Annotated in this window: 9 protein-coding genes; all 9 read right to left on the bottom strand. The window is 46.6% G+C overall.

Going from position 1 to position 13886, the window contains the following annotated elements; translation table 11 throughout:
- Positions 1 to 70 precede the first annotated feature (70 nt).
- Positions 71 to 3109, bottom strand: a complete 3039-nt coding sequence (locus tag L1N97_RS15955) for a TonB-dependent receptor (protein ID WP_236130485.1) — start codon at positions 3107 to 3109, stop codon at positions 71 to 73.
- 274 nt (positions 3110 to 3383) lie between these two features.
- Positions 3384 to 4376 (bottom strand): polysaccharide lyase family 7 protein, encoded by a 993-nt coding sequence (locus L1N97_RS15950; protein WP_236130484.1) that lies wholly within the window; start codon positions 4374 to 4376, stop codon positions 3384 to 3386.
- Positions 4377 to 4417: 41 nt separating this feature from the next.
- Positions 4418 to 5068, bottom strand: a complete 651-nt coding sequence (eda, locus tag L1N97_RS15945; protein WP_236130483.1) for a bifunctional 4-hydroxy-2-oxoglutarate aldolase/2-dehydro-3-deoxy-phosphogluconate aldolase — start codon at positions 5066 to 5068, stop codon at positions 4418 to 4420.
- Between the two features lie 48 nt (positions 5069 to 5116).
- A complete protein-coding gene (locus L1N97_RS15940; RefSeq protein WP_268964817.1) occupies positions 5117 to 6049 on the bottom strand; it encodes a sugar kinase in 933 nt (310 codons plus the stop codon).
- 4 nt (positions 6050 to 6053) lie between these two features.
- Complete coding sequence (locus L1N97_RS15935; RefSeq protein WP_236130481.1) at positions 6054 to 7361, bottom strand: MFS transporter; 1308 nt, start codon at positions 7359 to 7361, stop codon at positions 6054 to 6056.
- Between the two features lie 2 nt (positions 7362 to 7363).
- Positions 7364 to 7708: a cupin domain-containing protein gene (locus L1N97_RS15930; RefSeq protein WP_236130480.1), complete on the bottom strand. Its 345-nt coding sequence runs from the start codon at positions 7706 to 7708 to the stop codon at positions 7364 to 7366.
- A gap of 5 nt (positions 7709 to 7713) precedes the next feature.
- Positions 7714 to 9927, bottom strand: a complete 2214-nt coding sequence (locus tag L1N97_RS15925; protein ID WP_236130479.1) for a heparinase II/III domain-containing protein — start codon at positions 9925 to 9927, stop codon at positions 7714 to 7716.
- A gap of 6 nt (positions 9928 to 9933) precedes the next feature.
- Positions 9934 to 12204: a polysaccharide lyase 6 family protein gene (locus L1N97_RS15920; RefSeq protein WP_236130478.1), complete on the bottom strand. Its 2271-nt coding sequence runs from the start codon at positions 12202 to 12204 to the stop codon at positions 9934 to 9936.
- Positions 12205 to 12396: 192 nt separating this feature from the next.
- Entirely contained in the window at positions 12397 to 13275 is an 879-nt protein-coding gene (locus tag L1N97_RS15915) for an NAD(P)-dependent oxidoreductase (RefSeq protein ID WP_229588262.1), read from the bottom strand.
- Positions 13276 to 13886: the final 611 nt, after the last annotated feature.

Below are 13886 nucleotides of genomic sequence, written 5' to 3'. Positions count from 1 at the left end.
AGTAATATAGGTCAATACTCGCGGGCTTCGATTTTCTCCCGCATTCTGATTCAGATCTCTAGTGAATCGATTAGTACTTCAAACTGATACCGGCAAAGAATCGCGGACCGTAGTCGTTAACTTCGCCCAAGTTACCCTGCACAAAGAAATCCTGTGATTTAGGTGCACTGAACAGGTTAATCGCTTCCACTTTTACCCGAATATTTTTGTTAATGCGGTAAGAGGCGCGAGCTTCCCATACGCCCACTTCATCAACATAACGCAGTCGGGTTCCGTCAGTGGTATAAGGCTGGAAGTATTCACTGCGATACTTATAAATAAGTGCCGTATCAAAATCGCCGATTTGATAGTAGATCTGACCACTGAATACATGTTCAGAAAAGCCAGGAACCGAGCCAGGTGGCACAATACCTGCTGTCAATTGACGCGTGGTGCCATCTAAATCGGTAATAAAGGTATTACCGTACAAGCTGTCTTCAAACTCGAAGTCCGTATCGGCGTAGTTGTAACCCAGCTTAACGCCAAGGCCATTATCCCAGCGATAGGCTATTGACGCCTCCAAGCCGTACAGGTCACTTTCATTGTCCGTAGTGACCGAATTGGTAATCGGCAAGGTTACCGTCTGACCGTCAACAAGAAAGTCTTCCAATACGGTGCGTTGTTGGAACCCACCCTGGAACTGTTTGTAATAGAGGCTTAGCGCGAAGATAGAATCTTCGTTAGGATACCATTCAAATGCGACGTCATAATTCCATGACATCAGAGGTTTGATATTGGGGTTACCTGAACCATTCACGCCGACAAATAAGTCTGCCAAGGACGTTGGCGCTACATCATCATCCGTTTGGAATGTGCGGCTATAACTCATATCACTGGGGTTCGCTCGTGACATGCCCCGGTAAATACCGGCCCGCAGCAAAATGTTGTCACTGTAATCGACGACCAAGTTAAAGCTAGGGAGTATTTCGGTATAACCGCCGCCGCCAGTAATCGACTCTAACGAATCGCCGGTAACCAGGCTCAGCACCCCTAATTCATTGGTCACAACATCAAAGCTGTTTCTAAAACCAATTGAAGTAACGTCGGTATCAACCAGCCGCACACCAAAATTACCGCGAATAAACTTACCGAACATTTCAGTATCGTAGTTGGCCATCAGATAAGCCGACAGGGTTTTTTCAGTAACATCCTGAGTTCCCGAGTTTTGATACTCAACTTCCGGGTAGGCAAAGCTCCCACCGACTGAATTCACAAGTGCTTGTGAGAAACAGACATTATCGTAAGTGGCCCATGATGAGCCCGTACCACTGGCCACGACGTTACCGTTACTGTCGATGTGGGTAATCAGATTGCCATCAGACACGGAGGATAATAAGTCGGTTTCAGGGAAATTGATCTGACATTGCTGCAATACGTCTAATGCGGATATTGCACTTTCATCCAGCAATATTTCCGTGCGTGAACCACTACCTTGGTTGCCACCAAACTGCACAAAGCTGAGCTCTGACGCTCTCACCCCACCTTGCACACTGGAAAACACATTGCTGTCCAGCGCATATTTGAAGTCCAAGCGTGCAGAAACAATCTCGTTTTCACGCACACCTTCTCTGTCAAGACGGGTCCGTAAGCTGTCTGTGAAATTGGAGATGTCGGTCACATCAAAATCAGTGACGGTAATATGCGGGATATACTTGCCCATTTCCCAGGTTAAAAAAGGCCGGTCAATCGTTCTGCCCCGGTTAGAAATTTGCAACTCTTCACGTTTGGTTTGCGAGTAACCAAAATCAGCCGTGATCGTTAAGCGGTCGCTGAAAAAGTGTTCAACATTCAGGCCGTAGCCAACATAATTTTCTTCACGAGAAAACTGCTCGCCGGCAGACTCAAAACGCTCTTCGCCTTGCCATTGCAGAATGCCGCCGACATCATTAACAATAAGATTTTCACCGGTGACACCCGGCGTCACGCGCTTTTGTAAAAACAGTAAGTCATGACGTGCTTCCGCTTGATTACGATCCGAGATTTGCGCGTCGAAGTTGATATCCCACGCATCGGAAGGTCGATATTGTAACGCAAGAAACACAGCATCGCGCTCATCAGACGTTTCGTTTTGGCGGTAACTACGGCTACTACCCGTCCAAGCGTAAGGCGTACCCGCACTTTGTGCCTCACCCGTCACAGGGTTAATCGCGGTTTGATAACCTTGGTTACTACTACCCACCACCCGATCTTCGCAATCACCGGCAGTACTGCGGAAAAAACCTTCATTGGTGTTGGTGGGATCGTTTAAACATGCCCACAAAGAAGCGCCGGTAGGGCCTGAACTGCGATATTCCGCTTCAGGTTGGCTGATATCCTGACGTTGCACGCCAAACGAAACCCCTAAGGCCTGACCATTGTCAAACTCAAATTGGTCAACAAGGCTGAATGTCACCCGGCCACCCAGATTGCCGTGTAATGAGTTGTCAATATTAGCTTCATCAGGGTTATAGTTTACTTTTACTTCCCCCTGAACTTGCTGTTTACCGTAATCTAAAGGCTTAAGCGTTTCTAGGGTAATGACACCGGCCACCCCCCCTTCGATCAGTGATGCGTCTTGAGTCTTATAAATAGCGACTTTTTGCATTAACTCTGACGGAAATTGTGAGAAGTTAACTGAGCGGTCACCACTGCCATTCGTCGCTTCACGACCATTAATATGCGTGGCACTTAAGAAAGGGCCTAAGCCGCGGATCGTAATTTCTGTTGCACCGCCATTTTCACGGTGAGAGGCGGCACCCGTTATTGACTCTAAGGCTTCACCAATTGACAGTGCAGGTAAATCACCAATATCTTCAGCCGATAAACCATCAACCACCGAAGTCGCCTCACGCTTTATGGCAATTTGGTCTTGGATGGTTTTACGGGTACCGATGACCTCAATCACCTCCACTTCAATATTTTCAGCTTCTTTTTTCGGTTCAGCGTTCGTGTCTTGCGCTTTGGCAGACATCGCAATAAAACTGGTAAGAGAGACAACCAGTGCCATCTTTACCACTGTGGCGACAGGCGAAAGCCTGAAGTGTTTCTCTTGTTTACATCTGTCTGCATCATTATCAAATATCAGCGACATATCCTGTTCTCCGTTATTATTTTGTGCGGTTAGGTTTACCTGTTACCTGTAAGAAATTTATTTAACGTTCGAAATATAACCAAATCAGACCATCATATCAACCAATTATTAAATACAGATATTACCAATGTTAATTACCAATAAAAAACAAAAAGATGCAACAGGTAAACACCCCTAGAGAAAAACAGCTAAAACGCCATAAAAAAAGCGCAAACTGGTTAACCAATTTGCGCTTTGATAGATATCCATTTAGCGTTACATTCAACAAAAATGGCTAATTATCGTGCTGGTTATCAAGGTGATAGAACGTCGCCTGCACATAGTCTCGAGGATCGCCGCTGTTGTTTTGGTTATAAACACCCGCTTTGAAGTACATATATTGATTATTCCTGTGGTAGCCACTTTTACTCATATCGATGGATTTAGTGATATTGGCTTTGCCAGGACGAATGATAGTGACAAACAACACACTGTTTTCCACTGTAATTTTATAGCTGAACTTTTCATTCAATCCGATGCCATCTTCGGGATCGGCTAAAGTGTGGGAGCGCGAGCCGATCATATTCACCCAGACGTCATCGCCGCCATTGATCTCATGCGCAAAATAAATAGAGCCCTTTTCATTATTAGGGAGTTTTCGGTAATAAAGTCGAATGGGCTCATCGTCTGTTGCATGGATCTGGCCAATGATCACTCTGCCGACTTGTTTCTCATCGCCCGTTATCGATACCCTATTAACGGCAAGCGTGGCTTCTAGGCTACCTTCAACAGCGCCAGCATTGCGTTTAACAGAACCGTGCGCTTGGCTAAAAACCCAGTTATTCTTGGTTATACCTTGCGTCTTGATCTGAGTATTGCCGCGCCTGAGCATTTCGCGCAACTCTGTTCTGGCATACTTGGTATTGCTTGAAGTTTTGGCACCTTCATTTGGACTGGCGAACACCATACCGCCATCTTCGGCGGTGTAAAACAATGGTTTCAGTTCAAAGCCATCAGCTAATGCCCGCTCGTAAACAATGTCTGCTTTTTTATCTTTGTTCAGATCCGTCGGCAGCGTTAAACTCCAATCCAGCAGGTCAAAGTTTTCACTGGGTTTTTTCGCAGGATCCAAATGCGTAAAATTTCCCAGTAATACCCCTTGCGCTAATTGTTGGTGGGATACTGGCATTATAATATTGCTGTCACTCTCGTCATTTTCATTGGCGTAAGTGACGAAAACGGCCAACAACATTAAGCTCAGCGTCAACATGCGGTTTATTGTTTTCATTGTTGTTCCTTTTGCTCTACCAAGACGATACCCGAGTGCTTCTAAGTCACTGAATGGGTCATTTCTGCACCTTGTCTATTCAGCGCTTGATAGCAGGCGGCGGTAATGGCTTGCCAATTACCCTGTTCAACCCACTTGGCAGGTGCAACCCAGGTTCCACCTACCGCAAACACATTGCTCAATGACAAATAGTCCTGCATATTTTGCTGATTGACGCCACCGGTCGGACAAAAACGAACCGACTGGAATACCGACGATACCGCCTGCAAGAAGGGCACCCCGCCCGACAGTGAAGCCGGAAAAAGTTTCATTTCCGAGTAGCCATGCTCATACGCCAGCAAAATATCACCGGTATTAGACACACCCGGTAGCACCGGCACGCCACAGCTTGCCAATTCAGTCAATAGCGTCTTTGAGGTTGCAGGGGTGACAATGAAGTCAGCACCGGCTTGCAGTGCCTGATTCAAGATCCGGGCATCGATCACCGTCCCTGCGCCGACTTTCAGTTGCGGCACTTCTTGCTTAATCGCCGCTAAAGCGGCAAGAGAAGCTTCTGTTCTCAATACCACTTCGACCAGAGTAAGCCCGGCATCCGCCATAGCTTGGGCAATTTGCACACCTTGTTTCGGTGATTGCGCTTGAATAATAGGGAGTAATGTCTGTTTTGCCATCAGTTCAGAAAAACGCGTCATGTCTGAATATCTCTTTAATTAATAATGTATGTTGTTTTGCAATAACAGCTATATGCCTACTTCAGACATGGCCTGTTTGAATGCTGCCAAAGGAGCTATCGCGCCCGGGTGTTGTATCACCGTGCCGGCCGCTTTAGCGCCTAGTTGTACCGCTTCAAAGACCGATCGTCCTGACAAACGCGCCCCTAAATAAACACCATTGAAGGCATCTCCGGCAGAGGTGGTATCCACAACATTGATAACAGGGGTGATCTGGTGGCTGTGCCGTTCTGTGCCAATTTGTGTGACAACGGATTTCGGCCCATTTTTTACCACCAATTCCTCCAGTTGATATTGCTGGCAAAAGTCTAGTGCCTCTTCTGCAGACGCAATGCCATACAGCACGCTGAGATCTTCAACGCCAGGTAAGGCGATATCACTTATTTGAAAGGCTTTATTAAACTGCTCAATTGCCGCATCTTTGCTTGCCCAAAGCTGCGCCCGATAATTGGGATCAAACACCAGCTTCACGCCAGCCTGCTTTAAGCGTGCCAGTTTTTGCCAAAAGGCGTCCCGGCTGTCTTCGTCAATAATGGCCAGCGGAATGCCGGAGAAAAAGAACATGTCCGCTGCCGTTAATTGTTCAACAACATCATCAGTTAGAAACTGCACCATTTTTTTGGCGGCGGAATCGTTACGCCAGTAGGTGAAACGCCGCTCACCCGCGCTATCGGTCTCAATGAAATACATACCCGCCACTTTGCTTGGATGTTGAAACACAAATTGTGTGTCTAAATCCTCACTCTTAAATCGGCTAAGCATTTTTTCACTGAGTCGGTCACGACCAATGGCGGTGATCATTGATACGGTTATTGTTGGAAAACAACGTTTCATATATACCGCTGAGTTATAGACATCACCAGCAAACGAATGCCCCATCGTCGAGTCATCCAGTTCTCTTAGTTCAACCATGCACTCACCAAGAAAAAATATCTTCGTCATGTTTTTACTCAGCTTTCTTTAAAGGTTCGATACGGGGGATCAAAATCCACACCGCGGCAGCTGCGGTTATAGCTAATGCGGCGCCTATCACAAACGCGGGAGTGTAATTGCCGTCTGCAGTAAGGTAAGGCACCAAAGAGGTCAGCCCCACTGCGCCTAACTTAGCCGCCATGCCAGAAAACCCGGCTAAGGTACCTACTGCACGCTTGCTGTAAAGATCGCTAGGAAGTGTTTGCACATTACCGATAGCCGTTTGGAAACCAAATAAAATCACGGCCATGATTAACACCGCAATAACAGGCTCTCCTGGATCGGCCATGGCAAGTAATGATGGCAACATAATTAAGCAGCCCAAGGTGATGGTGAGTTTACGGGTTTTATCCGCACTCCACCCCGCGTTCAGTCGGTTCTGTGCCAGCAGGCCACCAAACCAGGCACCAAACATGGCACCCACATAAGGTACCCAGCCATAGATCCCGATAGACTTCACATCCATACCGTAAACTTCATTCAGGTAAATCGGGATCCAGAACACAAACAACCACCAAATTGGATCGATGGCCGCAGAAGCAATAATGACGCCCCAGCTTTCCTTGCGAGAAAGCAGCTCTTTGGTAGTAGGGTTATATTCTGCCTCTTCTGGCAAAGCTGCCTGCTCCGGCGTCAGTTTACGTTTTTGACCGGTCAGGATATAGTCGCGTTCTTCTTCGGTAATCCACGAATGCATGGCAGGTGGCGCTTTAACTAAAATCAGCCAAGGTACCAGCCAAAGAAAACCCACCAGACCGATAATCACAAACACCATTTGCCAACTAAAATAAACGGTAAGAAACGCAATCAATGGGATAGAGATAATGCCACCAATGGCCGCACCTGAATTAAAAATACCCTGAGCTAATGCACGCTCTTTGATCGGAAACCACTCAGCATTACCCTTAGTGGCACCAGGCCAGTTACCTGCCTCGGCAACACCCAAGATCGCCCTGAAAATAGCGAAACTCAGCACGCCTTGTGCAAGAGCATGCATAATGGTCGCCAATGACCACACACCGATAGAGAGCACGAAACCAATACGGGTACCCACCCAGTCAAAAATCTTGCCAAAGATCGCCTGACCAAAGGCATAGGCGAACACGAACACCACAGAGATGTTTGCGTAAATTTGTTTGCGTTCCAGCGCCGATTTTTCAGGAAATAAATCCTCTACAATAGCTGGCCAGAGCACACTGAGCGATTGACGGTCAATGTAGTTGATGATGGTCGCCAGCGCGATCAACATCACCACCCACCAACGTAAACCTTTAATTTTCATGATTAATCCTCTAGAAAGTCTTCTCTGGGCGGGCTGAAGGTGTCAATTAAGATACCGCCGGTCGGACATACTGCACCGTGCTCCACAAAAGGAGGGATCAGGCAACTGTCGCCGGGTTTCATCACTTTGATTTCCCCACCAACATTAAAGTGAAATTCTCCTTCTTCCACATAGGTCACCTGTGAATGACGATGTTTGTGTACATAACCTTCGGCACCCTTGGCAAACCACACTTTCACCATCATCAGTTCGTCGTTATAACCCAGTAGCTGACGTTTTAAGCCGCCGCCCAAATCTTCAATCTCGGCCTCAGCGCCAGAGATAAAATGGTTACTTTGCTTGCTCATATGTCTTACTCCTCATCATCGCTCAGTGCAAAAACAGCCAGTCGACCGTTAATGACATACGATTGGTGTTGATATTGAAATTGTTGATTAACTGAACCCTCTGCCGCTTGGTTTATCGCAATCAGGTATGATTTACCTGCGATAGTGATATTGACCAACAGCAGTTCATCTTGTTGGCTGTAGCCAAGCTTAGTCAGCTGACTCTCTGCATCTAGCGTGTATTCCTCGCTCGGATTGTATTCGCCGTGAGGTTCAAGTATAGAAATGAATTGATGTTGTTTGCTGTTCTCTACTCTGCGGACAAAAGCTTGCTCATTGCGTAGATTAAAGTGAGGATCGTTGGCACCGATCTGGGTGAACAGAAATTCTTCCTGACCATTGACCAAACTAGTATGGGTATAGAAGCGTCCGTTCTCATTTAACCAAGACACCTTAGCCAGCCCCTGCTTGGGTAAACCACGGCCTTTAAGCCACAGATGCTGATAACCATTTTTAGTGCCTAGCGCCGAAAGCTGTTGGGTACTCACTGACAAATCAAAGTTCGTGTCAATAAGTTGGCCTTGGTAATGTAGCGGCAGATCCAGTTGATGGGCTTTTTCTGCAACAACATCAAACACATCCAGCACTATGGTTTTTTTAAGTTCTGGTAAGTTAACCAACGCCATAGTCCGCTTTAACTGAACACCTTGGTAAGCCGTATCAATATGCGCGCGGGTAACAGAGCCAAACGGGCTGGTTTCAAAGTAATTAAGTACAGGCGAGTGTTGGTTGCCTACCTCAACGTCGCCGTCAAAGTGGCTGGTTTCATCTACCACCACCGTATTGTGAGACACCGTTTGCTTGGCGTAACTTTCGTTTTCAGGTAGGTAGCGGCCACCAAATTTGGCTTCAACATTAAGAAACCGCGCCGCACCATAATCAGAGACAATTTCTTTACCTAGGTCATAAAACTGCCAGGTGAGCTTGTCAAAGTGGCCATGGCCAAGACCTTGAGCTGCAGGTTTAAACAGTACGGCCTGATCACCCGCTAACTGGCTGCGCATAATCACTAGCGCGCCTTGCTTGCCATCACTGCCATCGCCAAAGGCTACGGAGTCAAATTGATAGGCTTCAGCCAAACCTTTATCCAGCGCTTGCGCCACCTTTAGGCCATCGCCAGAGAGAATAATCTGATCCTGTTGCTTAGCGATATCCAGATAGCCGGGCGCTTCTGTCAGGCTGTATGCCAGCGCCACGCCATGCACCAACTCAATGGTGTCGATACCCTTACTTTTTATCGCATCGTTGATGGGGAAGAACAGACCGTCATAACTTAATTGAACAGTGGTATCGATAGCTTTTAATACAATCCCATCACGATACTGAAAGATCTTTCTTTGCGGTTGGTTATTTTCAATTGCTTTGGCAAAGGTAACGAAAGGCAATAACGCGTAACGCTGGTAATAAGGCCCTTCATTGTAGTAACCCTGAGGGGAAAATAATTCATCCAGTTGCTTTAAAAACCCGCCTTTGCCTGATTTTTCCAAATCGTAAAGCGCTTTTTCAACCCACTCTGGCTCGTTCATCACATAACCGGCCATACCCACCCCGGCGGTTGCCCAGGTACCATGGTTATGCACTTTGTTAAAGGTAGAGGGCTGCCCCTCTGACAAAAACAGCGCAACAGGCTTAAGCAGCTTGGTTTCAATGCGCTTTCTGTCTTGTGCATTGAGCGCACTGTGAACAAAATCGTAAGCCTGGATGGTATGTACCAACCAAACGGCCTCATTTAAACTTTGCCAAAACAGCTTGCCGGGATTTTGTGACTCCACTTTTCGTGCGGGGTGCACATCTAATGTTGGATACAACTTTGCATAAGCCAGCAACATATCACGTACATAATTGGCATAAGTTTTATCTTGGCTAAGTTGATAAATAATGCCGGCGTTGTACATTAGCTGATAATTTTTCTTATGCTGTTCATGGGTAAAACCGCCGCCACCGTCCTTCGGTACAGGAACATTGATAGGCTGAGCTAATTGCAGATCAACTTGGCTTTTTAGATCGCTATACGCTTTAGAGAATCGTCCTGGCTTCGAAATGGCCTTGCGCATCTCGGACACATCAGCGGGTGTAATGACCAAATTAGGATGAGCCGCTTGCACAGCAAATGGCAGTATAAAGGCCAAGGTAACCAGCACCAGCGACGTTACTTTTGACAGTAATTTTAACATGTTCATCTGAAGCTACCTCTTGTCCGTATTTATGGTTTTGTTATCGTCAATGACTGCCGTGTGCGGCCCTTCAACCCTGAGTTCAGTGACAGTGGGTGCTTGGGTGGCATCAAAAAGATTGCTCTTAATGACCGTTATGGGCTCACCTACCGTATGCTCTACCACTATTGGCGCAGACTTAACTAGCGTGTTTTGCAGAATGTTGGCAACCTGCACACCGTGCAAATACAAGCTGGATTTATTTTTGTTGCGCTTGCCATAACCCACTTGGTTTAACGTGTTATCTGCCATATGCAAAAGCGGCCCAAATGTGCTTTCATCGGTACCACCACGATAAAGCTTCACCACCGCCCCCTGCACATTGTTAAAGGTGTTGTTTTTTACCGTGACATACTCGGCGTTATAAATTCCCAAATCTTCAATTTCAGTATTAAGAACCAGAATATCGCCGGTCACATTGTCAAAAGTGTTACCCATCAGGGTGATCTCATCGGCAAAGGCGCCCTTGCCCGTGACGAAGAAATCAAAGGTATGATTGATATCCAGCGCTGAGATGTGTGAGTTCAGCAGCACAAAGCGGTAGTTATCAACCATGCCCCATTTTTGCGTGCGAACCACGGCATTACCCGCCGAGTCCGGACTATTTGCCCCAGAGATCACTAAGCCCTCAAGTTTCAAACTGCCGCCGTTCTGAATTTCAAACAAGGCGGAACGTTCAAAGGTTAACGTGGCTTGACCTGCTTGTGCCGCTTTGATGGTTAAGGTTTTATTAATTTTGATCAGTTTTGAGACATCATATTGACCATTAGCCAGCACAATAACGTCACCTTCAGCGGCTTGGTCTATTGCCGCTAATAACGCTGTTGCGCCCTGTGCCACTTGATGTGTTTGACCTGAATCGAATGCTACAACGCTGGGCAATTTTGGATACCAACTTACCCCAGTATCTTGTTTGGACAGGACCTTTAAGTCGCGCTTCGCCCCAGCGTTTAGCTTGCCCGACACGGGATAAAGCAGGCCGTTTCCAGCTTTTTTAAGGGCGACGTTCTGGCGTTTTACACCATAGCTTAGCGCGGCTGGCAGCTCGGTATTGGCAATATTACCGGAGAGTTTTATGCCGCTTACATCATCAAATAGGCTGAAAGGCTGCTGTTTATTGGTATTGATAATCAGGTTATCTTTCATCACGGAGTTGATAGGCACCGCGGTGCGTTCGGCATCGCTACCGGCCGCCAAGTGCATGTGATCAACGTCTATAAAGCTGTTGTTAACGATAAGGGCGTTTTCGACCTGATGATAGCGGTTGATGGACGAGTTCGGGACACCATTTAGCACCGTAAAGCCACTGCCAAATCGATAGCCTTTTAAACCTTGCAGATAATTGTTACGGATCACCTGATCTTTGTTGATAACACGTATCCCACCAGTGTGTTCCACGCCATTGCCCAAAAATATATTCTGCTCAACAATATTACCGTTACCATGGCGCAGGGTCAGCGTACCGCGGGCCTCAAAGAACACGTTGCCACGCAGGGTATTTTTGCCGGACTTGATCGAGATAATTTCTACTTCACCGTTGGTGCGTTCGAAGTAATTGTTTTCAACCAAGGTATAAGAATCGGTAAGCGAATAATGGCTGGTGCCAATACGCAATGTTTCGCCACCATTAGAGCCAAAGGTAGGGCGATAACCAAAGTAGTTGTGATCAATCTGGTGATAGTTTTGCTGACTCTTTTCGCTGTTTAATCGGACAGCAATGGTAACGCCTCTATTACGTTTTCCCACAAAATGACTGTGGTCTAACCGATTATGCTGCCCATATAAGGCTACCCAATAATCCGATTCCTGCTTATCCGGGTTGTTATAGTTATCGATAACCACTTCCGTCACCCGTGAGTGGAAGGCTAACGCATTACTGTTTTTGCGAAACTCAATAACGGCACTGCTGGGGGTATAACCGTTTTTAAACACCAAACCAGAAACGGCTAGATGCTGGCCGGCTAACCGAAGATTAGACAGGCCAGACAGGATCACTTGGCCCTTGGTTTCTGCCGTTAACGTTATGGGCGCATCAGCCTCACCTTGCCCTTCCAGCAGGATCTCAAAGTCGGTCCACACCCCGTTTTTCAAGATGATCTTGTCACCTGCAACCAGTTTCGATGAAATCGCCTTGTACTCGTCTTTGCTCGCGACAAAATATTCAGTAGCGAATGCAGCAACTGATACTGGGACTAATACCAGAGCCAGGCAAATGTTTAACAGATAATCTTTGAATAAACGCATTATGGTTTTTGCACCTCAATACTGAGACTCGCTTCATTACTGTAAGAGCATGAAGTAAGGGAGTTACTTCCTGCGCTAATAAATTCCATCTTATTAGCGCCTGATTCACCGTCGATGCTTCTTTAAAACTGAGCGGCGATCCTCTTCGAGGAATGGATAGCTCGGATAGCGTCGACAGGCTGACAAACCGCGTTATTTGTTAAGTTCGCGGTAGTAATCGAAGATCTCTGGCACGTTGCCGTTGCCCATGCCAGCATCGAATGCGGCTTGCAAATCACTTGATGAGCCCTTGGCAATCTTTGATTCGGTACCAAGGTCTTCAACCATTTGCAGGAAATAGCCAAGGTCTTTGTTAGCATTAGCCAGTGAAAACCCAAGATCACTCACATTGTCTACTGCATAGTGCTTACAGAACTTCATAAAGGGTGAGCTAGAAGGCCCGGTCGACATAATGTCGAACAGTTGTTGCCGATTAACACCAGCACGATCAGCAATAGCAAATGCCTGAGACATGGCGCAAACGGTCGTCATACCAACGAAGTTGTTGATAAGCTTTGTGGTGTGGCCGGCACCCAATTCGCCCAAATAAAACACGTTTTCGCCTTGATCTTGCAACACCGGCTGCACTTTGTTGAAGGTGTCTTGATCACCGGCAGCCATAATATTCAGTAAGCCATCTTTAGCATGTGCCGGTGTACGACCTAAGGGGGCGTCGATCATACCCGCGCCTTTTTTGGCAAGGTCAGCACCGATTTTGCGCGTTGACGCTGGAATAGAAGTACCAAAGTCTACCAGTACCGCCCCGGCTTTAATGCCTGCGAGAATACCCTCTTCACCGTAAACCACTTTTTCAACAATAGCTGAGGTGGTGAGACAAAGCATGACGATATCAACTGATGCGGCCAGTTCCTTTGCCGTGCTTGCTGTAGATGCACCTCTGGCAACACAGGCTGCAACTGCGTCTTTGTTAAGATCCATTACAGTCAGCTGATAACCTTTTTTCTGTAGATTTTCGACCATGTTGCCGCCCATAAGGCCAAGGCCGATAAAGCCGATCGTTGGTTTTGACATTGTTCACCCCTAATTTTTTTGCTGCACTGACAATGGTGCAAAGAAACGTTTGTACACCACAAAAAATTGTGTTGTTGCATTGTTGCAACGCGTAAATGCTGTTGTAGAACTAACAAGTACCGACCGCAAATTGCTTGACCAAAGTCATAAGCTTACCACCCGGTATGACAGCAAAGCTATTTACTTCTTGCCAATTTGTCAACCAATTTCTTGGTTAAATTATGATAAAAGCACTTAAACATTGCTTACCAAAAGTAAAAATAAGCGGAGCAAAGGCACAAAAACCCCTTTTCAATTAATGCAAAAAAGCCTGCACCCTCTTCGCTAACCCACGATTTTAAAGGGAAGTTAAGATAAATTATTTTAATTACTGAGATAGCGAGCAAGGTAACAACCAAAACACTGCCATGCGGCTAGCGCCAAACTTGTGGTAATAACTAAAATCAGATATTGGTAAGATAGTTGTGTACATCTAGCGACGACATTCATGCAAAATACCAAGATGTGGCCGCCGCATGTCGGTTTAATGTGGCAACTATTGCCGAGCGAACACCGTTTTAACGTGGCATAACACTCCAATAAGAGACATTGCGGGGGGTCGGGGAAGTGCA

Source organism: Rheinheimera sp. UJ63 (assembly GCF_021568285.1).
Taxonomy (GTDB): domain Bacteria; phylum Pseudomonadota; class Gammaproteobacteria; order Enterobacterales; family Alteromonadaceae; genus Alishewanella; species Alishewanella maricola.
Note: the sequence above shows the minus strand (reverse complement) of the source record. Positions and strands in the feature narration are given on the sequence as shown.